Raw genomic sequence first — 22394 nt, 5'->3', positions numbered from 1 at the left:
CCCGGAGACAAGATATTAACGTCCTTACAGGGTTATAATCCCCGCCATTGTTTTATCGTCATGGAACTCTTATGCGCATCCTTCACACGTCTGACTGGCATCTGGGCCAAAATTTCTACAGCAAGAGCCGCGCCGCTGAACATCAGGCCTTTCTCGACTGGCTGCTGGAAACGGCGCAATCCCAGCAGGTGGATGCCATAATTGTGGCAGGCGATATTTTCGATACTGGCTCACCGCCAAGCTATGCCCGAGAGCTGTATAACCGCTTTGTCGTCAATTTGCAGCAAACCGGCTGTCATCTGGTGGTGCTGGCAGGTAACCACGACTCCGTCGCCACGCTCAATGAATCTCGCGACATTCTGGCATTTCTCAACACCACGGTCGTTGCCAGCGCCGGCCATGCGCCGCAAATTCTGCTGCAACGCGACGGCACCCCGGGGGCAATCCTGTGTCCGGTTCCTTTTTTACGTCCGCGCGACATCATCACCAGCCAGGCTGGACTGACAGGACAAGAAAAACAGCAGCATTTGCTGGGCGCGATTACTGATTATTACCAGCAGCAGTATCAGGACGCCTGTACGCTGCGCGGCGATCGGAATATCCCCATCATTGCGACCGGACATTTGACCACCGTCGGCGCCAGTAAAAGTGACGCCGTACGTGACATTTATATCGGTACGCTGGACGCCTTCCCGGCACAAAACTTCCCACCAGCGGACTACATCGCGCTGGGACATATTCACCGGGCGCAGGTTATCGGCGGCACGGAACATATCCGCTACTGCGGTTCGCCGATTGCGCTCAGTTTTGACGAGTGCGGCAAAAACAAATGTGTACATCTGGTGAGCTTTGAAGCGGGGAAACTCAGCGCCGTCGAAAATCTCACCGTCCCGGTCACGCAGCAGCTTGCAGTACTGAAAGGCGATTTAGCCGCCATTACCGCCCAGCTTGACCAGTGGCGCGACATGCAGCAAGAGCCGCCGGTGTGGCTGGATATTGAAATCACCACCGACGACTATCTGCATGATATGCAGCGCAAAATCCAGGCCTTAACCGAAGATTTACCGGTAGAGGTGTTACTGGTGCGCCGCAGCCGGGAACAGCGCGAACGTATCATGGCCAATGAACGGCGTGAAACGTTAAGTGAACTGAGTGTGGCGGAAGTTTTTGACCGCCGTCTGGCGCTGGAAGAACTCGAAGAACCACAGCGTGAGCGGCTTAACCAGCTGTTTAGCGCAACCTTGCACACGCTTGCCGGGGAGGCTGAAGCATGAAAATTCTCAGCCTGCGCCTGAAAAACGTCAACTCCCTGAAGGGAGAATGGAAAGTCGATTTTACCGCCGAGCCTTTTGCCAGCAACGGGCTGTTTGCCATCACCGGACCAACGGGGGCGGGGAAAACCACCCTGCTGGACGCGATTTGCCTTGCGCTGTACCACGAAACGCCACGCCTGAATACCGTGTCACAGTCGCAAAACGACCTGATGACCCGCGACACCGCAGAGTGTCTGGCCGAGGTCGAATTTGAGGTGCGGGGCGAAGCCTACCGCGCTTTCTGGAGTCAGAACCGGGCACGCAACCAGCCTGAGGGCAACCTACAGGTCCCGCGCGTAGAACTGGCCCGCTGCGCCGATGGTAAAATCCTCGCCGATAAAGTCAAAGACAAGCTGGAGATGACCGCCGAGCTTACCGGGCTGGATTACGGTCGTTTTACCCGTTCGATGCTGCTGTCTCAGGGGCAGTTCGCCGCATTTCTTAATGCCAAACCGAAAGAGCGCGCCGAGCTGCTGGAAGAGCTAACCGGCACTGAGATCTACGGCCAAATTTCCGCGATGGTGTTTGAAAAACACAAATCAGCGCGTACGGCGCTGGAAAAACTGCAGGCCCAGGCCAGCGGCGTTGCGCTATTAGCACCAGAGCAGGTGCAGTCCCTGACGGAAAGTTTGCAGGTACTTACTGACGAAGAAAAACAATACATTACCAGCCAGCACGTCCAGCAACAGCACCTCAACTGGCTTATTCGGCAAAATGAGCTACAAACGGACATAAATCGCCACCAGCAGGCATTACAGGCTGCTCTTCAGGCGCAAGAAGACGCGCAGCCACAACTGGCGGCGCTGAGTCTGGCGCAACCGGCCAGAGCGTTACGCCCACACTGGGAGCGAATCCAGGAACAAACGGCTACTATCGCGCGCACGCGGCAGAAGATTCAGGAAGTGAATGCTCGCTTACAAAGCAGCTTAGCGCTGCGCGGGCGCATCCGTCAGCAGGCGCACACGCAATCGACCGCGATGCTCGCCGGACAACAGACGCTAACCGACTGGCTGAACGAACATGACCGCTTCCGCTTGTGGAGTTGCGAACTGGCAGGCTGGAAAGCGCTGCTGGCCCAACAGTCCGATGCCAGTGCCCAGCTACGCCAGTGGCAGCAGTTGCGAGAAAACGACATGCGTAAGCTCGATGCGCTGGCGCTTCCCACGCTGACCCTTTCGCCGCAGGAGGTAACACAAGCGCTGGCGCAACATGTGCAGCGTCGTCCGTTACGCCAGCGACTGAGCAACCTGCACGGACAAATCGCCCCGAAGCAAAAGCAGCTGGCGCAACTACGCGCCACGCTTGTACAGCGTCAGCATGAGCTGACTCAACGCAACGCGGTGCTTGCCGAAAAACGTCAACGTTATAAAGATAAAAATCAGCAGCTTGCCGATGTGAGAATCATTTGTGAGCAGGAAGCCCGTATCAAAGATCTGGAAAGCCAGCGGGCATTACTGCAATCCGGTATGCCTTGCCCGCTTTGCGGCTCCACCGCACATCCGGCAATTGAGCGCTATCAAACGCTCGAACTGAGCGTGAATCAGACGCGACGTGAGGCGCTGGAAAAAGAGGTTAAAACGCTGGCCGATGAGGGTTCAACGCTACGCGGACAGCTCGAGGCAATAAGCCAGCAGCTTCAGCGGGATGAACGCGAAGTACAGACGCTTTCTCAGGAGGAGCAAGCACTTACTCAAGAGTGGCAGACGGTCACCGCCAGCCTCAACGTGACACTGCAACCGCAGGATGACATCGCCCCATGGCTTGCCACCCAGGAAGAGCATGAGCAGCAGCTTCACCAATTGAGCCTGCGCCATACCCTGCAGGCGCAAATCACCGCGCATACAGAGCAAATAACTCAGATCCAGCAGCATATTGAACAGCGTCAGGCGGCGCTAACCGCCGAGCTGGCCCGTCATGGCCTGTCCCTTCCGGCTGAGGATAACGTCGCCTCATGGCTGAGCGAACGGGCGAACGAAGCCCAAATGTGGCAACAACGCCAGAGCGAACTGAGCGCTTTACAGACCCAAATAGCCCAGCTTGCGCCGCTGCTGGAAACGCTGCCAGAAACCGAGGCACTTCCTGAAAACAATGAGGGTCTGTCGCTGGAAAACTGGCGGCAGGTGCACGACGATTGCCTCTCCTTACAGGGGCAGTGGCAAACTTTGCAACAGCAGGAGGCGCAGGACGTTCAGCGCGCCGCAGAAATTCAGGCACAGTTTGATGCCGCATTGCAGGCCAGTATTTTTCCCGATCGCGATGCCTTTATTGCCGCCCTGCTGGATGAAGAGACCTTCACCCGTCTTGAGCAGTTAAAGCAGTCACTCGAAGGCCAGCAGCAACAGGCGCAAACCCTGCTTAATCAGGCTCAGCAGGCGCTGGCGACTCATCAACAACAGTTGCCAACTGGGGTGGATCTCACACTCACGGCACAACAACTGCACGACGCGCTGGCAAAACTCACCCAGAAGCTACGGGATAACACCACTCGTCAGGGCGAAATTCGCCAGCAGTTGAAACAGGATGCTGACAGCCGCCAGCAGCAGCAGGCGCTGATGCAGGAGATGGAAAAGGTCGCGCAGCAGGTCGAAGACTGGGGGTATCTGAATGCGCTGATCGGCTCGAAAGAGGGAGATAAGTTCCGCAAGTTTGCCCAGGGGCTAACGCTGGATAATCTGGTCTGGCTTGCCAACAACCAGTTGACCCGTCTGCACGGCCGCTATCTGTTGCAGCGCAAGGCCAGCGAAGCGCTGGAGCTGGAAGTGGTTGATACCTGGCAAGCCGATGCCGTGCGTGACACGCGCACGCTCTCCGGCGGCGAGAGCTTCCTCGTGAGTCTGGCGCTGGCGCTGGCGTTGTCCGATCTGGTCAGCCACAAAACGCGGATTGACTCCCTGTTCCTCGACGAAGGTTTCGGCACGCTGGACAGCGAAACGCTGGATACCGCCCTGGATGCGCTGGATGCGCTTAATGCCACCGGCAAAACGATTGGCGTCATCAGCCACGTTGAAGCGATGAAAGAGCGCATTCCGGTACAGATCAAGGTTAAAAAAATCAACGGACTGGGCTACAGCAAACTCGACAAGATGTTTGCGGTGGAGTAATCGACCAGCGGATGTTGTTTCACAGGACGGATAAGCGCTGGCGCCCTCCGGCACTCTATGTAGCACAATATTGCATACTCAGGGACGGATATGAAATGGCATTCCACTTCGCTTATCCGCAAGCTATCGCTATTGGCGGCGAACGTTCGCCGCTATGACGCACGTCCTGCGTCTTTCTTGTTGGCAGGTGGTATGAAAAAAGTCATTTTCTCTTTAGCGCTGGGGACATTTGGTCTGGGCATGGCCGAATTTGGCATCATGGGTGTACTCACCGAGCTGGCGCGGGACGTGGGCATTTCCATCCCTGCTGCCGGCCATATGATTTCGTTTTACGCTTTTGGCGTGGTGCTGGGCGCGCCCATTATTGCGCTCTTTTCCAACCGCTTTTCGCTCAAGCATATTCTGCTGTTTCTGGTCACGCTGTGCGTGATTGGCAACGCCATCTTCACCCTCTCCTCCTCTTACTTCATGCTGGCGGTAGGCAGGCTGGTTTCCGGCTTCCCGCATGGCGCGTTTTTCGGCGTAGGCGCGATTATCCTGTCGAAGCTGGCCCGTCCGGGAAAAGTCACCGCCGCCGTCGCGGGCATGATTTCGGGGATGACCGTGGCCAATCTGGTTGGCATTCCCGTCGGCACCTGGCTGAGCCAGGAATTTAGCTGGCGTTACACGTTTCTGCTGATAGCCGTCTTTAATATTGCCGTAATAGTCTCGGTCGCTTTTTGGGTCCCCAATATCAGCGATGAGGCAAAAGGGAAACTGCGCGAACAATTTCACTTTTTGAAAAGCCCCGCCCCGTGGTTCATCTTTTCCGCCACCATGTTTGGTAACGCCGGGGTATTCGCCTGGTTCAGCTACGTCAAACCGTACATGATGTACATTTCCGGCTTCTCCGAAGCGCTGATGACCTTCATCATGATGCTGGTGGGATTAGGAATGGTGTTGGGAAACCTGCTGAGCGGTCGGCTGTCTGGCCGCTATACGCCGCTGCGCATTGCGGTAATAACCGACTTTGTGATTGTGCTGGCTCTGCTGTTGCTCTTTGCCTGTGGCGGAATCAAAGCCGCGTCGCTGACCTTCGCTTTTATTTGCTGCGCAGGCCTGTTTGCGCTGTCGGCGCCGCTGCAAATTTTACTGCTGCAAAACGCTAAAGGAGGGGAGCTGTTGGGTGCGGCTGGCGGGCAAATTGCCTTTAACCTCGGCAGCGCGATTGGCGCTTACTGCGGTGGCATGATGCTGACGCTGGGCTTTGCCTACAACTACGTGACGCTGCCGGCGGCACTGCTGTCGTTTTCTGCGATGTCGTCGCTGCTGCTATACGCTCGCCTGAAGCGCGCAGTCCCCCAGATGACACACGCTGCCGGATAGCATCTGCGCTACCCGGCTACGCGAACATTACTCCTGCGGCCACAGCCAGGCCGCACCGCGAACGCCGCTGGAGTCACCGTGTAGCGCTCTGCGTAAAGGCGTTTCGCATTCGCCGCCAAAGACAAACTGCTTAATCAACGTCGGAACATTTTGATACAGTCGGTCGACATTGCTCATTCCGCCGCCCAGCACAATGACGTCCGGATCGAGAATATTTACCACATGCGCCAGTGATTTCGCCAGACGAAGCTCATAGCGGCTCAACGCCTGCTCCGCCAGAGCATCCTGCGCATTAACGAGGCTGATAATTTCACTGCCCTTGAGCAGCTTACCGCTCAGACGCTGGTAGTCGGTGGCAAAACCGGTCCCGGAAATGAAAGTTTCAATGCAACCTTGTTTGCCACAATAACAGGGGACTTCCTGTCGAAAACGCAGCTCATCTTCATCCATCCACGGCAGCGGATTATGCCCCCACTCCCCTGCGGTACCGTTGCCGCCCGTGTGCGCCCGACCATTCAGCGCCACGCCAGCGCCACATCCTGTGCCGATGATCACCGCAAACACGGTTTGCGCCCCTGCCGCCGCGCCATCCACCGCCTCTGAAACCGCCAGACAGTTGGCATCATTTGCCAGCCGAACTTCACGATTCAGACGCGCACTCAAGTCTTTGTCAAAAGGTTGCCCGTTAAGCCAGGTCGAGTTGGCATTCTTCACCACCCCGGTGTAAGGAGAAATTGAACCAGGAATGCCCATCCCCACGGTTCCCGTCTGCCCGGTGGCTTTTTCCGCCATCTCCACCAGCGCAGCGATGGTTTCTATCGTTTGCCGATAATCATCGCGCGGCGTGGGCAGGCGATGGCGAAAAAGCTGTTCGCCCGCATCGCCAAGCGCGATAACTTCCGTTTTCGTACCGCCCAAATCGATACCTATACGCACTGTTTACTCCTCTTCCCGATTAACAATGCAAGCATAGCGACAATTCGCTATCATGCCCGCTGGATTTAACGACAAGGCCGTGGAAATTATCATGCTGTGGTTCAAAAATTTAATGGTTTACCGTCTTAGCCGCGATGTTTCTTTGCGTGCCGAAGAGATGGAAAAACAGCTGGCATCAATGACGTTCACCCCTTGCGGTAGCCAGGATATGGCAAAAATGGGCTGGGTTCCGCCGATGGGATCGCACAGCGATGCATTAACGCATACCGCCAATGGCCAAATTATTATCTGCGCCCGCAAAGAAGAAAAAATTCTGCCATCGCCGGTTATCAAACAGGCGCTGGAAGCCAAAATATTCAAACTGGAAGCTGAGCAAGGTCGCAAACTCAAGAAGACCGAAAAAGACTCGCTGAAAGATGAAGTTCTGCACTCATTGCTGCCGCGCGCCTTTAGCCGTTTCAGTCAGACAATGATGTGGATCGACACCGTCAACGATCTGATCATGGTTGATTGCGCGAGTGCGAAGAAAGCCGAAGATACGCTGGCGCTGCTACGTAAGAGTCTCGGTTCGCTGCCGGTCGTTCCGCTGACGATGGAAAACCCTATTGAGCTGACGCTGACCGAATGGGTTCGCTCCGGCACAACGGCTCAGGGATTCCAGTTGCTTGATGAAGCCGAACTGAAAGCGATCCTTGAAGACGGTGGTGTGATCCGCGCGAAAAAGCAGGATCTGGTCTGCGACGAAATCGCCGTGCATATCGAAGCGGGCAAACTGGTCACCAAGCTGGCTCTCGACTGGCAACAGCGCATTCAGTTCGTTATGTGTGACGATGGCTCTGTTAAGCGTCTGAAGTTTAGCGACGAGCTGCGCGATCAGAACGAAGATATCGACCGCGAAGATTATGCTCAGCGTTTTGATGCCGATTTTATCCTGATGACGGGTGAACTGGCGGCGCTGATTAAAAGTCTGGTGGAAGGATTAGGCGGCGAAGCGCAACGTTAAGCCGTTTTTACCGAATGGCGGCTCAATGTCGCCATTCGTCATTTTTACGCTTACAGATAGCGGCAAAGATAGGATGTTGGCTCTGCCACCTGCAGATGAAACTCGCTGCTGCCCGGCACGTTAAACACGTCCCCCGCGGCATACACTTTCCACTCGGTTTCCCCTGGTAGCAGCACGTTCAGTGCGCCGCTGACGACCGTCATCTCTTCAGGCGCCGCGGTACCAAAGGTATATTCACCTTCAGCCATCACGCCTACACTGGCGCGGCCAGTACTGCTGCTGGTAAAACCGATCGATTTTACTTTGCCGGAAAAGTATTCATTACTTTGAAGCATACAACTGGCCCTATCTCGTGATTAAGTTAACAACCAATATAGGGGGGTGACGTTCCACCTGTCACGCAAAATTACGTCAGCAGCTCCGAAGCCAGCCGGGCAATCAGCACATTGGACAGAAGAACCGGGACATCCAGCGATTTTTGCAGTAAATCGCGATGGCGTTGATTGAACCCCAGGCAGTCCAGCATGATGACATCCGCACCTTGCTCCAGCAGTTCTTTCCCGGCATCAATCAATTGTTGTTCGCTACCGTGGATCGGATTCGCCACGGCATACACTGGTGGGGTTTGTAGCGCCTGCCATTTTTGCGCCTGGGCTTTAAGCAATTCAGTGACGGGAACAATAACCCCGACCTGATGCCCATCGACAATCGAGGCCACCAGCGGTGGGATAATCCGTAACGGTTCCAGCAAAATGCTGTTGCGGGCGGTCAGGCGAGCGATTGAGGCGGTACTCATCAGCAGGATCACGTCAAAGCCCTGGTTATCCAGCACCTCCACGATACTTTGCAGCGAGCGTTCTACCTTCTGGCGTGAGACATGCGCGAGTTGGTGGTCGCTGAGCAGCGTTAATAAATGCTCGTCACCGGGCGAAACGCCGTACTCAGCCATCACATCCTCTCGCCGCATCTGTCCCAGCAGACTGTGGTGAGTGATGTGCTGTTCATCGATATATTCCGTCAGGAGCGGTAACACCTCACACATCGGCACAACGCCAATCGTGAGGATAGCCAACGACGTACTCATTTGTTGCTCCACCGTCTTCTTACTTTGCTGTGAAATCCCGGACATGTGCCGGGCGCTGACCTGCGCTACAAATGCTCAAAAGCGTAGCAGCAGATCGGCGGTGTCTTGTGTAAAGATTCCAAATAATTCCAGTACTGGATTGTTATTGTTTAATTTTCAATTTTTACTGTATACGGCGAAATTTAAAAAAATGTGATGCACGCCCGTACTGGCACTTTTCAGAATCGTGCCAGGGCGGTGATTAAGATCAGGCTTTATCGGGGTCTTCGTAGCGCTTTTTGGCATCCATAGCTTCCTGCGCAGAAGGATGCTCACTGATCAACGAATTCGGTTTAGGGTGATCGGCTCGAAGCTGATACCAGGTTACCGTCTGGCCTGGCGTCCCTTTTTCAACCGTAACAATCGTCGCTTGACGTGGGTAAGGTGGTTTTGTCGGCATAGTTCTTCCTTTTCACTGGATGAACATTAAGTATAGACACCGCCCTGCAACCGTGGCGCGGCCTGCGCCAGTATCCCAAGAATGTCTTCCACCACCTGTGAAGGCGGATTGGTGGCATCAACGATATAGTGCGCAGCCTCACGATACAGAACATCGCGCTGGGCGAGCACTTCCTGCACCTCTTCAGTCAACGGCTTACCGGTTAAAGTTGGGCGCAACCCCTCTTCAGGCGTCGCCTCCAGACGATCGACCAGTACTGATACCGGTGCGCTTAAATAGATAACCACGCCGTGGCTGCGCATGTAATGACGATTAAATTCGGTAAGTATGATACCGCCGCCGGTCGCAACAACCGTTGCCGGGGCTGTGACGGCCTGCAGAGCGGTCGTCTCCTGGGCACGAAACCCTTCCCATCCTTCTCTTTCGACGATCTCCGCCACGGTCATCTGCACGTGCGATTGCAACCAGCGATCGGTATCAACAAACTGGAAATCGATAGCCTTCGCCAGCGCCATACCGGTAGTTGTCTTACCACACCCCCGGGGGCCAACAAGAAAAAGAGGTTGCGTCATTACAGAAATTCCCCAGAGAGCCGCGAACGAGCGGGATCTGATGCGGTTAAAGATATAATCATATCATCAAACTAGTACATGCCAAAGCGTAAAGAAAAAATTACAGATGGAGTGGCGATATCTATTAATCCCTACTATAACAAGAATTCACAATGAATAAAGTGTAAATAATAAATTACAAATTTTATTTTCTACGCTGTACTTCCAGCCACCACTTATCAAGCTCAGCCGCAAAATGCTGCCTGTCACGCGGTGAAAGGCTGTCCGGCCCTCCGGTCTGAATACCGCTGGCGCGCAGCGTATCCATAAAATCACGCATCATCAGACGCTCACGGATCGTGGCTACGGTATAACGCTCCCCGCGCGGGTTAAGCGCCGCTGCACCTTTTTCAATCACTTCAGCCGCCAGCGGGATATCTGCCGTTATCACTAAATCACCGGCGCTACACTGGCGCACAATCTCATTGTCCGCCACGTCAAACCCGGCGGGAACGCGTAGTGTACGGATAAAACGCGAAGCAGGAACGCGCAAGCTTTGGTTTGCGACCAAAATAAGCGGCATCTGCATGCGCTCTGCAGCGCGGTACAAAATATCTTTAATCACATTCGGACACGCATCGGCGTCCACCCATATTGTCATAACCTCTCCCCACTGATGTGCAGTCGCACATTGTCTCGTGCTTTTACTTTCAGGCAAAGTGCTGTTTCTCCTTCTGCACATATTCATTCCGCGCTAAGCTTAGCTTTCCCAGGTTTACCCCAAATAATTCAAGTTACTTGAAGTAATTAGGGTATAAAACAATGAATATCATCCATAGGGAGTGACAAATGGACAAGAAAATTGGTTTTATCGGCTGCGGTAATATGGGCAAAGCAATTCTTGGCGGCATGATCGCCAGCGGCCAGGTTCTCCCGGGACAAATCTGGGTCTACACCCCCTCCCCCGATAAAGTCGCAGCATTACACGACCAGTACGGTATTAATGCGGCGCAGTCTGCGCAAGAAGTCGCGCAAATCGCCGACATCGTTTTTGGCGCCGTAAAACCAGGCATTATGATTAAGGTGCTGAGCGAAATTACCTCCAGCCTGAACAAAGACTCCCTGGTCGTCTCGATTGCTGCTGGCGTCACCCTTGACCAGCTCGCCCGCGCGCTGGGCCATGACCGAAAAATCATTCGCGCAATGCCAAACACGCCGTCACTGGTGAACGCCGGAATGACTTCCGTCACGCCGAACGCCTTAGTCACACCGGAAGATACGGCCGACGTGCTGAATATCTTCCGCTGTTTTGGCGAAGCTGAAGTCATTGCGGAGGCAATGATTCATCCGGTCGTTGGCGTTAGCGGTTCAGCACCGGCATATGTCTTTATGTTTATCGAAGCGATGGCAGATGCCGCCGTGCAGGGCGGCATGCCTCGCGCGCAGGCTTATAAATTCGCGGCGCAAGCGGTTATGGGTTCGGCGAAGATGGTGCTGGATACGGGTAAACATCCTGGAGAACTGAAGGATATGGTGTGCTCGCCTGGCGGAACCACCATTGAAGCGGTACGCGTCCTGGAAGAACGCGGTTTCCGTTCATCAGTGATTGAAGCGATGATTAAGTGCATGGAACAGTCGGAAAAACTCAGCCGCTCCTGAGTTAACACCGCCGGACGTCAGGCCGCAGCTTCAGTGCGGTTACGTCCGGAATTCTTTGCTTTGTAGAGCGCCATATCCGCCGACTTTAACCATTCTCGGTAATGCTCGGTTTCTGAGGTCAGCGGCGCAACGCCCACGCTGATACGCAGAGCAACCTGCGGCGCGCAGGATAAACGCAGTTGGCTAAGTCGTTCGTGAACACGAGACATCGCCGCAATCGCGCTGGTTGCTGGCGTGCCGCACATAATCACCGCAAACTCATCTCCGCCAAAGCGCCCAATCACATCGCTACCGCGTAAGGTCATCTGCAACTGGCGGGTCAGCGCGACAATCGCCTGGTCCCCAACGTCATGACCCCAGGTATCATTAATGCTCTTGAAATGGTCAATATCGATAATCAGTAACGTGGCGTCACGCTGATAGCGACGGCAATTATCAAATTCATTACGCAGCAACAGTTCCCAATGGCGGCGGTTGTACACCCCGGTCATGCCATCTCGCGTACTCATCACCTGTAAGCGGCGTTTATGTTCCGCCAGTTTGATGACCGTCTGGTAGCTGACCCAGGCAAACAGCAGCGGATAAATCACCAGCACCGGCAGCGTCAATAGCACGCTAAGTTGAGTACTGCTTAACGCGACGGAGATATCAGTTAGCTGTAACGTCACCAGGCATGAAACCACCATCAAAACGGCGCCTGCGATGAAAATTCGCATCCCTCCTGCGCCCATCAGGTTGATGCAGGTAATCATCAGCAGCGCCGTGGATGGCAACAGATTCACTCCCATAATTCCTATCCACATACCGGCGAGAATGGCATCGGCTTTTAAGTTGGTAAATTCGCTATGCAGAGGATCGTCAGCTTTGCTTGCCCACTGCCAGGCCAGGTGCGGCCAGACAAACGCCCATCCCACCAGTAACAGCCACCAGCCACCGGTAATGGGCTGAGCAACGAGTACCGACGCGATAGGGAAAAACATTCCCCCCAATCCCACCGCTCGCGGCAGCCTGATCCGTCGGGCGAATCGCAGACCGGAACGCTGGTGGTCATTCTGATGGAGCGATAAAAACGCTTCATTCGGGACGACCTTCTTTTGATAAAAGTTTTCATCATTCATCGTATTTGGGAATATTCTGAAACAAATTTCCCAAATTATAGGAAGGGGTATGGCGGCGGAAGTATGATATTTCGGGTGAGCGATTTTACCTGCTCACCCGTAAGTGCTACGCAGATTTTTTCAGGCAAGCGCTCATAAATTTATTACGATCATCACCTTTCAGAGACTGCTCCGTCGCCTTGACGTTGCATTCACGCATTTTCTGCTGCTGCGGCGTCAGGCTCTTTTCCTCAGGCGCAGATTTACTGTTTTTCAGGCAATCACTCATATATGTTTTACGCGCGTCCCCTTTTAAGGTCTGCGCCGTTGCCTGCTGATTGCAGGTGGTCATACGTTGTTGTTGCGGGGTTAATGTCTTCTCGGCAGCACCGACGGTAGTTAAAAAAATAAGACCAAAAAGCAACGTCATTAATAATGTAATTTTCATAGCACCATCCTTTTCTGAACGACGACACACAGGTAAGTTTGGCTGCTAACGATAAAAATACCACCCGGCGGCAAAAGTATTACCGCCGGGCGTCGGGTTATTTCAGTCCTAACGCCGCTTTCATGGTGTAAAACAGGTCGGTTTGATCGGTCAGACCAACCACATTCGCCGCGTGCGGGCCATAGGCTGCAATTCGCAGCTGGCTGCCGGTATGCTCCTGCGATTCCTCTTCAGAGTTGCCGTAGCTGATAACCATGACCGCGCCATCTTTGGTGTTCAGCGCCTGGGTCAGGCCTGGCGCTTTAGTATCCGGCGCGACTATCTGGCTGGCATGCGCGTGGTCAGCGGTTACTACCACCAGGGTATTGCCATCTTTCTTCGCAAAAGCAAGCGCGCGCTGTACCGCTTCATCCAGATCGACCGTTTCGCCAATCTGTCCGCACGGGTTGGCGGCGTGGTCCTGTTTATCGATTGACGCCCCTTCCACTTGCAGGAAGAAACCTTTCTCATTTTTGCTTAACAGCTCAATCGCTTTATCCGTCATCTGCGCCAGCGTTGGCACGCTGTCGTCACGCTTTGGATTGGGGGTACAGGTCACTACCGGTTTATCCAGATTGCCGTGATAAGACGCTTTCGGCCCTTCCCAGCGTACCGGCATATTGCCGTCAGAGAACAGACCCAGCAACGGTTTATCCTGATTAGCTTCGGTAATCGCTGCCAGCGTCGCGGCATCGCTCACCATCTGATAACCGCGGGCAAGGGCTTGTTCACGCAACGTTTTACCCTGCCACTCGCCTGCCGCAGCGGTTTCCGCAAACGTTTTTGCCCCGCCGCCCAGCGTAACGTCAGCCCGGGCATTCAGTAATTGTTCGGTGATGGATCCTTTGCCGCCTTTTTCCAGCGCATTGGTTGGGCATTTTTCACGGGTCACGTCGGGACCATAGCACTTACGCGAGGTCACATGAGCAACCAGCGCCGCCGGGGTAGCATCCTGCAATTCAGCGGTAGAAACGTTGCCTGTCGCCAGACCCGCCGCTTTTGCCATTTCAAGAATTGTAGCGTGATCTTTTTCATGTATATCAACGCCCAGAGCACCGTTATAGGTTTTCACGCCGGTGGTCCACGCCGTTGCGGATGCCGCAGAATCCGTCACATAATCGGGTTTACCCGTTTTTTTATCCAGCGCATAGTGCGTGTATTGTCCGGTCAATGGTAAAGCATCAATACCTTTAAAAAAGCCGCCCGCGCCTTCGGCATAATTTCGCGCTGCAGTAATTTCTGAGTCCCCCATACCATCGCCAATCAGTAAAATAATATTTTTGGCAGGTTTATCGTTCAGAGATTCGCGCAGAGCCGCAGTTTGATCGGCTGACAATCGACGGGCGCCGCCCGGCGTGGTGATATCACCCTGAGCGGCACGATTATCCATAACCGCTACGGTAGAAGTTTCTGCATTAATAATTGGGGTAAACAGCAAAGGTATCAGGGCAATAGCGAGTGCGCTTTGTTTCACTTTATTTTCTCCATGTATAAATACGGTAAAATTAAAACAAAGCGACTATAAGTATTTGATGTGACACTTTTATGATAATTTGTGGATGGAACGCCACAGATTACTCAAAACGCTTTTGGCACGCTCTCGCCAGCGTTATGTACGTTCGCCAGAAACGCAGGCATACGGCCAGCTCCAGCCAGGGCATCCTCAATTTGGCGAATGAGTATTTGCCGATCGCTCCACGTCATATTGCGCAGCATTTCGATGATTACCTGCTCCAGCGTTTCAACCTGCGCCGCCAGGTCTTGCGACTCTTCTTCTTTTTGGGCGAGCTTAAGTAACAACTCAGTGACGAGATTTTTCATTTGCGTATTCCCTTAACAAAATATAGGCCACGTTATCATTAAGACTCACAACTGCCTAGAGGATGAAAGTTGTATTTTTATAAGTAATAAAACGTTTTGCGAAAACAATCACAACACAAAATAAGGGGAAAAGAGTCGTAGCGCAGAATTATTCAATATAAAAGGGTAAGGGGATTAATAATCACACAGATATATAATGCACATTTATGGATTAACAACGCTGACGGGCAGCGTTGTTAATCAGCAATTCAGCGTGCGCGGCGCCGACGTCGCAGCGCGATAGCCAGTTGCCAGATATTGATAAGCACAATGCTCGCGGTGGCAATAAACACCCAGCGAAAGCCTGCCATTGCTGAAACCGTCGCCCCCATTAATGGCCCGGCGACGTTGCCGAGGTACATAAATGACTGGTTATAACCAAAAATGCGCCCGGTTATCTGGTCGCTGGAGTATTTCACCAGCAGCGTCTGCACCGCAGGCAACATCGCGCCGTCGGCAAAGCCGAGCAGAAAACGCAAAATCCCCAGTTGCAACGGCGTGGTAACCCACGACATGGCGAAAAACAGCACCACCGCGAAGATTAAGGTCGCCATTAAAATCCGCTCGGTCCCAATACGGTCGCCTAATTTACCGAGTCGGGGGGCTGAAATCAGCGCCGAGATGCCCGGAACCGACGCAATCAGTCCGCTGAGAAAGGCAATATTCGAACTGTCTGGGACCATCGATTTAATAAACAGCGCCAGAATTGGCCCAATTGAGCCGTTACACAGTTGGATCACCATCGTCGTAAAAAACAGGCTGATCACCAGCGCCGGATAAGGCAGCGAGGCAAACACGGCCTTTCCGCTCAGACGCTCGCTTTTTTTGATTGTCGGACGCACGCCCTCTTTGATTAAGAACAGCGTGACCAGGAAGCTCACGACCAGCAAGGCTGCGGTAATACAGAATACAGCCCGTAAGCCAACGTGGTCAGCAATAAATCCCCCCATCAGCGGCCCGCCAATGACGCCGCTAATTTGCGCCGTTGAGAGCGTACTCAGCGCCCACCCGCTACGTTCACGCGGAACCTGTGAGGCGACCAGCGCCATCGCATTGGGAATATAGCCTGACGTTAACCCCATCACCCCACGCAGCAGAAAAAGCTGCCAGACGTTTGTCGCAAAGGCCTGCAGTAAAATCGCAATCGCCATACCCAAAGAGGCCCGTAGCAGCATCAGCTTGCGTCCTTTACGGTCGGCTAAACTGCCCCACATCGGAGAGACAATGGCTGAAATCAGAAAGGTGACGCTAAACGTTAAGCCGGACCACATTGAGAGCGCTTCATGCGAGGTCACCCCCAGTTGGGAGATATAGAGCGGTAAAAAAGGCAGGATTTGGCTAATTGCCAGGCCGGTGAAAAAGCAACCGAACCATACGGAAATAAGGTTTACTCTCCAGGATTCCATAGGGACTCATAACGATAAGCAGCTGAAAACTGCGAGCAGCTTAACAAATTACTTAGCCAAATAAGGGTTCACAGGTGCGATAAATCACAGTTCAGGATTTTATCTTCCCGCTCATCGTATTTGTGATACGCCTCACATGAAAGCCACAATACTAGCAGGGAATTATGCTTCACAGGCGAAACGCACGTTTGCGCGAATCTATTCCCTTGTGGCCCAGCAAAACAATCTGCCAGAAGCCGAGGAAACCTGCGTTTTGTCGTGGTAATGTATGTGCTTTGCATTCATGGAATGGGTTTTTAAGATGGCAAAGTTGCGGGTAGGAATCGTATTTGGTGGTAAATCAGCGGAACATGAAGTGTCATTGCAATCGGCAAAAAATATTGTCGATGCCATCGACAAGACTCGCTTTGACGTTGTGCTGTTAGGTATTGATAAACAAGGGCAATGGCACGTCAGCGATGCCAGTAACTATCTGCTTAATTCAGACGATCCGGCGCATATAGCGCTGCGTCCTTCCGCGACCAGCCTGGCTCAGGTACCGGGTAAACAAGCGCACCAGTTGATCGATGCGCAAAACGGTCAGCCGCTGCCAACGGTTGATGTTATTTTCCCGATCGTTCACGGCACGCTGGGTGAAGATGGCTCTCTGCAGGGCATGCTGCGGGTGGCGAATCTGCCGTTCGTCGGTTCTGATGTCCTGGGGTCTGCGGCCTGTATGGATAAAGACGTGACCAAACGTCTGTTGCGCGATGCCGGATTAAACATCGCGCCATTTATTACGCTCACTCGCGCCAATCGCAACAGCATCAGCTTTGCCGAAGTCGAATCTCGCCTCGGTTTGCCGCTGTTTGTGAAACCAGCCAATCAGGGATCGTCCGTTGGGGTCAGTAAGGTGACCAGCGAAGCGCAATATGAACAGGCCGTCGCGCTGGCATTTGAATTTGATCATAAAGTCGTGGTGGAGCAAGGGATCAAAGGCCGCGAGATCGAATGCGCGGTGCTGGGCAACGATCATCCGCAGGCCAGTACCTGTGGCGAGATCGTGCTGAACAGTGATTTTTACGCTTACGACACCAAATACATTGACGATAACGGTGCCAAAGTGGTGGTTCCGGCAGCGATCGCACCGGAAATTAACGATAAGATCCGTGATATTGCTATTCAGGCCTATCAAACGCTGGGCTGCGCCGGCATGGCGCGCGTGGACGTGTTCTTAACCGCAGAGAACGAGGTTGTGATCAATGAGATCAACACGCTGCCTGGCTTTACCAACATCAGCATGTATCCAAAACTGTGGCAGGCGAGCGGCTTAGGCTATACCGATTTGATCACTCGCCTGATCGAACTGGCGCTGGAACGCCATGCGGCGGATAGCGCGCTGAAAACCAGTATGTAATCCCGCCAGGATGCCTGATAGACCTCTATTGGGCATCCTTTGCTTCTTCTTCATCTTCCACGCGGCGACGGATAATTAATCCGGCCAGCCAAAAGCTAATCACCCAGGTGACCAGCCCTACCGCATAGGTTTGCCACCCCTGCGCTTCAAAACCGAGTAAGCCCACCACGCCGTTGAGAATAAAGATAAGCCCAATAGCGAAGGCATAATAGTGCCAGTCTCGGCGGATTTTAACAGGCAGGTTCATAACGGCTCCGGTGGATATACAACATGACAACGCATCCTCGCACATTTCCTCATACACGTCTGTGGCCTGTGCGGAATTTCTGAAATGTAAATTAATTTCACTTAAGGTTGCGCAATTGTGACGATCAGCAAAAAACCGAAATCCAGGAATAATCTCTACCTGAAATTACCATCATTCTGATATTGACATTGCCGATCACCTGTCAGACTCACTGTCAGTTCCAGGCAATACGTCAAAAAAGCAGGTTATTTCCGGAGGTCTTTATGGCTGATTTTACGCTCTCTAAATCCCTTTTTAAGGGCAAGCATCGGGATACCTCCTCCCTGCCCGGCAATATTGCGTATGCCGTTTTTGTGCTGTTTTGCTTCTGGGCGGGCGCGCAGATTTTAAATCTGTTGGCCCACGCTCCCGGCATCTATGAGCAGTTGATGCAGTTGCAAATGCAAGAGACAGGGCGCCCGCGAGTTGAAATCGGCCTGGGTGTCGGAACTCTTTTTGGACTGGTCCCTTTTCTCGCCGGAAGCCTGATTCTTGGCGCCATCGCGGCATTCGTGCGCTGGCGCCGCCGTCATCATAACGATGACTGACCCATACATTTCGCCCGACGATCGTCCACGCGTTTAGCAAACCACGCGGTAGTCAGATTACGTGTGATCTTCGGGCTTTCAAGTTGAATGCCAGGCAGCATTTCACGGGGAAGCGTTTTCCCGGCCTTCGCTTCCGCCAGCTTATAGACTTTCTCGTACAGCGCGGTCTCTTCAAAGGCCAGGCTGTCGCCTTTTTGCAGCTGACGGCGGATCTCACTCTCGCTCATGTCCAGCTTCCCGGCCAGTTTACGTACCGCCAGCTCCGTTTTGCCCGGCTCGCTGCTGCCATAGAGAATTAAATCACCGTCCATCGCCAGCTTCACGCCGCTGGCTTTACTGACCGCATTCTGGAAAGCTGAATTGCGGCTGGCATACCACCCGGCATTGAAATCGGCGAAGCGGAAAATTGGCGCACTGTAATTCGCCGGGTAGTTAAGCAGATGATACGTACCGAACCACAGCCCACCGCGGCGGCTAAATACTTCCTGGCGCACGGTTCCCGCCATTTTCCACGGGTAGCCGCTGGCATGCTGCTCAGCAAAGGCGATGCTGACCTGCATCGGCCCACCGGTATGCACCGGATTAAGCGAACCAAATAACGTCTGCCCCATCGGTACCATGTTGATAAAATCATCAAATATCGCGCTAAGCTGTTTTTCCGTCTTCACCGTATCCAGGCGCTCGCTGTAGCTTTTCCCCGTTGGCGAGTTAATCTTCAGCGCGGTATGCACCACAAATAGCGGGATGTGCATACGCTCGGCACGACGATCGATCTCTTTCCAGGCGATTTTACTTAAGTTCGGCACGGCTGGATCCGCCTGGTAATTTGACTCCTGTTGCGCGACCGCCAGCACCGAACAGATATTTTCAACCGTCGGCGCCAGCTTCTGGCTTTCAAAGGTCTTCGCCAAATCCTGCGCCCACGCGTCCCGGTCTTTTACGCTGGCGGGCATTTTCTGGCGCACCACGCTCGCCACATCGACGGCTTTCTCCCCTTTTTTTAGCGGCTGCGCGGGTTGGCTACTACATCCCACCAGCACCAGTGCAGCAAGACCAGACAAGGGGTAAAGACGGGAAACCGTCGACATAACATCTCCTTATTAACTAAGCGTATGGGTAACTTCCTGAATATCCTGACCATCAAGCTCTCGTTCAAAGCTGCGCAGACGCTTATAAATAGACATCAGTTCCACTAACGTTGTCCAGGAGTTAATCAGATACTGGAACGAACCGCGCACCTGGCCAAACACGTTGGTGATTTGCGTCATCAGGCCGAGCGTAATCGTACCGGCAACAATCGACGGAAACAGCAGGAACAAGCCGAAAACGTTATCAACCTGCAGGTAAAGAATACGGGCGATATTGAAGTACATATAGTGAAAATAGAGGCGGAAGTAGTTCTGGCGCACCGCATGAAACAGCTCACGCACCGTCGGCGGTGTCGCACGATTAGCGTCATCTTCGCCGTATACCAGTTCTTTACGGTAGGCCGCTTCCACACGCTGGTTTTTAAACTCCAGTCCCGGAAGTTTAATCCCAACGACCGCCAGCAAGCCGGTTCCCATCAGCGACCAGACAATTGCGGCAATCACCAGGCCATAAGGAACATGCCCAACAATCGGCAGGTCCGGAACATGGGCAGAGAGTGTGACCAGTACAGGTAAGAAGGCGATCAGCGTCATAATCGCATTGATAAAGCTGACCCCCATATCTTCCAGCGTGGAGGCAAAACGCATGGTGTCTTCCTGCACACGCTGCGCCGCACCTTCGATATGGCGCAGATGCTGCCAGTGCGCCATATAATGTTCGTTCATTGCTGTACGCCAGCGGAACACATAGTGACTAACAAAGAAGTTGTTCATCACGCCGATGACCACGGCAATCAGCGCGATGCCAAGAAAGATGCCCACTTCATGATAGAACTGCTCAATCTTCACCTTATGCGGTGCGCTGAGCGCGGATTGAATCAAATCATAAAATGGCGCATACCAGGCGTTGACGGCAACGCCAACTTCAACCAGAAACCAGGTCACGAAAATAATCAGCGACGTGCCGAGTATGGACCAGTACTGCCAGCGGTGCGGGCTGTAGAGAAACCAGAACAGCGCGAACACTCCAACGCAAAGAGTGTAGTACGCATAAAAAATCAGGTAATCCAGCGACCAGAAACGGGCCGCGCTAATCGGTACGTCTCCCGACGCGCCGGTAATGTGTGCAACCCAGGCTCCCCCACCTGCTTGCCAGAATACAACAGCGACCAGTGCCCAAATAAATGCCGAAATAAAGAACGGCCCCGGCTTTGGGAAAAAAGACTTAAACATAATGCTCTCCTGCTAACTTCTTATCGTTATGACGACTGCTGTGTATTTGCCACCGTGGAGTGCGGCGGCAAGACGGCTTACGCCCAAAAACACAAGCTGAAACCGACAAGTGTGACCAGAACCGCAGCGCTTAGTTCGCACCTGGGTTATGAAGAATTGTTTCTGTGGTTTTCACACTCGACAACGTTCCAGCAAGTGCAGATTATCACAGCGTGAGATCACAAAAGCGAACATCCATAATCGGGGAAACGCTCGCGTTTACTCATCGTTACGTTTTTCACACTATCATTGGCTGATAAGCGCTTTGCAATACGCCGATGAGTAGTATAAATACGCATACGCACGACATCCTTTTTCACTTTCTCTAACTCATGGACACCACCGTTGAAACGTAGTCTGCTTTTTTCTGCCGCGCTGTGTGCGGCGTCATTGACATCTGTCCAGGCGGCGCAGCCTATAACCGATCCGGTCTTCGCCTCTGATATCGTCGATCGCTATGCCGACCATATATTTTACGGCAGTGGTGCTACGGGGATGGCGCTGGTGGTGATTGATGGTAATCAGCGCGTATTTCGCAGTTTCGGCGAAACACGCCCCGGCAATAACGTACATCCGCAGCTGGATTCCGTAATTCGAATTGCCTCAATCACTAAATTAATGACCAGCGAAATGCTGGTAAAATTACTCGATCAGGGTACGGTTAAACTCAACGATCCTTTGAGTAAATATGCGCCACCTGGCGCGCGCGTGCCGACTTATCAGGGCACGCCGATTACGCTGGTGAATCTGGCAACGCATACCAGCGCGCTGCCACGCGAACAGCCTGGCGGCGCGGCCAAGCGCCCGGTGTTTGTCTGGCCAACCCGCGAACAGCGCTGGAGCTATCTCTCAACCGCCACGCTTAAAGCTGCACCAGGCTCGCAGGCTTCTTATTCCAACCTGGCGTTTGACCTGCTGGCTGATGCGCTGGGAGCCGCGTCCGGTAAGCCTTATCCGCAGCTGTTTGAAGAAAAAATCACCCGTCCGCTGGGGATGAAAGACACCACCTTCACCCCGTCCCCCGATCAGTGCAAACGCCTGATGGTCGCGGAAAAGGGCGCCAGCCCCTGTAACAATACGCTGGCAGCGATGGGCAGTGGCGGCGTCTATTCAACGCCTGGCGATATGATGCGCTGGATGCAGCAGTATCTCTCTTCTGATTTTTACCATCGTAGCCAGCAGGCTGACCGTATGCAGACGCTGATTTATCAGCGTACGCAGCTAACCAAAGTGATAGGGATGGATGTGCCGGGCAGAGCCGATGCGCTAGGTTTGGGCTGGGTCTATATGGCGCCGAAGAATGGGCGACCAGGCATTATTCAAAAAACCGGTGGCGGCGGCGGATTCATTACCTATATGGCGATGATCCCGCAGCAAAACGTCGGGGCGTTTATCGTGGTTACCCGTTCTCCGCTAACCCGTTTTACCAATATGAGCGACGGTATCAACGATCTGGTTGCAGAGTTGAGCGGGAACAAACCGCAGGTTATTCCCGCATCCTGA

At 53.4% G+C, this 22394-nt stretch carries 22 protein-coding genes; 8 read left to right on the top strand and 14 right to left on the bottom strand.

What is annotated here, in order from left to right; all coding sequences use genetic code 11:
- Nucleotides 1-71 precede the first annotated feature (71 nt).
- From sbcD to araJ, 3 genes are all read left to right on the top strand, one after another.
- Complete coding sequence (gene sbcD / locus LA337_04885; protein ID UBI17034.1) at nt 72-1274, top strand: exonuclease subunit SbcD; 1203 nt, start codon at nt 72-74, stop codon at nt 1272-1274.
- Nucleotides 1271-4414, top strand: coding sequence for an exonuclease subunit SbcC (gene sbcC / locus LA337_04880; protein ID UBI17033.1), 3144 nt, complete (start codon nt 1271-1273; stop codon nt 4412-4414). Before sbcD ends, sbcC begins: the two co-directional genes overlap by 4 nt.
- 192 nt (nt 4415-4606) lie before the next feature.
- Nucleotides 4607-5779 carry an MFS transporter AraJ gene (gene araJ, locus LA337_04875; GenBank protein UBI18404.1) on the top strand — a complete coding sequence of 391 codons (1173 nt, stop codon included), beginning with the start codon at nt 4607-4609 and terminating at the stop codon, nt 5777-5779.
- Between the two features lie 27 nt (nt 5780-5806).
- On the opposite strand, the gene mak is transcribed toward araJ, so the two are convergent.
- On the bottom strand, nt 5807-6715 hold the full coding sequence (mak, locus tag LA337_04870; GenBank protein UBI17032.1) for a fructokinase: 909 nt from the start codon (nt 6713-6715) through the stop codon (nt 5807-5809).
- A 91-nt stretch (nt 6716-6806) separates the two neighbouring features.
- On the opposite strand from mak, the gene rdgC reads away from it, so the two are divergent.
- Nucleotides 6807-7718: a recombination-associated protein RdgC gene (gene rdgC / locus LA337_04865; GenBank protein ID UBI17031.1), complete on the top strand. Its 912-nt coding sequence runs from the start codon at nt 6807-6809 to the stop codon at nt 7716-7718.
- Nucleotides 7719-7768: 50 nt separating this feature from the next.
- On the opposite strand, the gene ppnP is transcribed toward rdgC, so the two are convergent.
- From ppnP to LA337_04840, 5 genes are all read right to left on the bottom strand, one after another.
- Complete coding sequence (gene ppnP, locus LA337_04860; GenBank protein ID UBI17030.1) at nt 7769-8053, bottom strand: pyrimidine/purine nucleoside phosphorylase; 285 nt, start codon at nt 8051-8053, stop codon at nt 7769-7771.
- A gap of 71 nt (nt 8054-8124) precedes the next feature.
- Entirely contained in the window at nt 8125-8802 is a 678-nt protein-coding gene (locus LA337_04855) for an AroM family protein (protein UBI17029.1), read from the bottom strand.
- A 247-nt stretch (nt 8803-9049) separates the two neighbouring features.
- Nucleotides 9050-9241, bottom strand: coding sequence for a hypothetical protein (locus LA337_04850; protein ID UBI17028.1), 192 nt, complete (start codon nt 9239-9241; stop codon nt 9050-9052).
- 26 nt (nt 9242-9267) lie between these two features.
- Complete coding sequence (gene aroL, locus LA337_04845; protein ID UBI17027.1) at nt 9268-9813, bottom strand: shikimate kinase AroL; 546 nt, start codon at nt 9811-9813, stop codon at nt 9268-9270.
- A 184-nt stretch (nt 9814-9997) separates the two neighbouring features.
- Nucleotides 9998-10453, bottom strand: coding sequence for a YaiI/YqxD family protein (locus tag LA337_04840; GenBank protein UBI17026.1), 456 nt, complete (start codon nt 10451-10453; stop codon nt 9998-10000).
- A gap of 188 nt (nt 10454-10641) precedes the next feature.
- Here LA337_04840 and proC point away from each other — a divergent pair, with 188 nt between their 5' ends.
- Nucleotides 10642-11451 carry a pyrroline-5-carboxylate reductase gene (proC, locus tag LA337_04835; GenBank protein ID UBI17025.1) on the top strand — a complete coding sequence of 270 codons (810 nt, stop codon included), beginning with the start codon at nt 10642-10644 and terminating at the stop codon, nt 11449-11451.
- A gap of 17 nt (nt 11452-11468) precedes the next feature.
- Here the strand turns inward: proC and adrA are convergent, their stop codons facing one another.
- From adrA to LA337_04810, 5 genes are all read right to left on the bottom strand, one after another.
- A complete protein-coding gene (adrA, locus tag LA337_04830) occupies nt 11469-12584 on the bottom strand; it encodes a diguanylate cyclase AdrA (GenBank protein ID UBI18403.1) in 1116 nt (371 codons plus the stop codon).
- A 91-nt stretch (nt 12585-12675) separates the two neighbouring features.
- Nucleotides 12676-12996 (bottom strand): phosphate starvation-inducible protein PsiF, encoded by a 321-nt coding sequence (gene psiF, locus LA337_04825; GenBank protein UBI17024.1) that lies wholly within the window; start codon nt 12994-12996, stop codon nt 12676-12678.
- Nucleotides 12997-13093: 97 nt separating this feature from the next.
- A complete protein-coding gene (phoA, locus tag LA337_04820) occupies nt 13094-14509 on the bottom strand; it encodes an alkaline phosphatase (GenBank protein ID UBI17023.1) in 1416 nt (471 codons plus the stop codon).
- Nucleotides 14510-14613: 104 nt separating this feature from the next.
- Entirely contained in the window at nt 14614-14856 is a 243-nt protein-coding gene (locus LA337_04815) for an anti-RssB factor (protein UBI17022.1), read from the bottom strand.
- 248 nt (nt 14857-15104) lie between these two features.
- On the bottom strand, nt 15105-16301 hold the full coding sequence (locus tag LA337_04810) for a multidrug efflux MFS transporter (GenBank protein UBI17021.1): 1197 nt from the start codon (nt 16299-16301) through the stop codon (nt 15105-15107).
- Nucleotides 16302-16602: 301 nt separating this feature from the next.
- Between LA337_04810 and ddlA the strand changes: the two genes are divergently transcribed.
- A complete protein-coding gene (gene ddlA, locus LA337_04805) occupies nt 16603-17697 on the top strand; it encodes a D-alanine--D-alanine ligase (GenBank protein ID UBI17020.1) in 1095 nt (364 codons plus the stop codon).
- Between the two features lie 25 nt (nt 17698-17722).
- On the opposite strand, the gene LA337_04800 is transcribed toward ddlA, so the two are convergent.
- On the bottom strand, nt 17723-17944 hold the full coding sequence (locus LA337_04800) for a DUF2754 domain-containing protein (protein UBI17019.1): 222 nt from the start codon (nt 17942-17944) through the stop codon (nt 17723-17725).
- A gap of 263 nt (nt 17945-18207) precedes the next feature.
- Between LA337_04800 and LA337_04795 the strand changes: the two genes are divergently transcribed.
- Nucleotides 18208-18531, top strand: a complete 324-nt coding sequence (locus LA337_04795; protein ID UBI17018.1) for a YaiY family protein — start codon at nt 18208-18210, stop codon at nt 18529-18531.
- Here LA337_04795 and LA337_04790 read toward each other — a convergent pair.
- Both LA337_04790 and sbmA read right to left on the bottom strand, forming a co-directional pair.
- Entirely contained in the window at nt 18516-19619 is a 1104-nt protein-coding gene (locus LA337_04790; protein ID UBI17017.1) for a DUF1615 domain-containing protein, read from the bottom strand. The genes LA337_04795 and LA337_04790 overlap by 16 nt on opposite strands.
- A gap of 12 nt (nt 19620-19631) precedes the next feature.
- Complete coding sequence (sbmA, locus tag LA337_04785) at nt 19632-20852, bottom strand: peptide antibiotic transporter SbmA (GenBank protein UBI17016.1); 1221 nt, start codon at nt 20850-20852, stop codon at nt 19632-19634.
- Nucleotides 20853-21236: 384 nt separating this feature from the next.
- Between sbmA and ampH the strand changes: the two genes are divergently transcribed.
- Nucleotides 21237-22394 (top strand): D-alanyl-D-alanine-carboxypeptidase/endopeptidase AmpH, encoded by a 1158-nt coding sequence (gene ampH, locus LA337_04780; GenBank protein UBI17015.1) that lies wholly within the window; start codon nt 21237-21239, stop codon nt 22392-22394.

The organism is Citrobacter europaeus, assembly GCA_020099315.1.
Classification (GTDB): Bacteria; Pseudomonadota; Gammaproteobacteria; order Enterobacterales; family Enterobacteriaceae; genus Citrobacter; species Citrobacter europaeus.
This window is presented reverse-complemented; position numbering and strand designations above follow the sequence as displayed.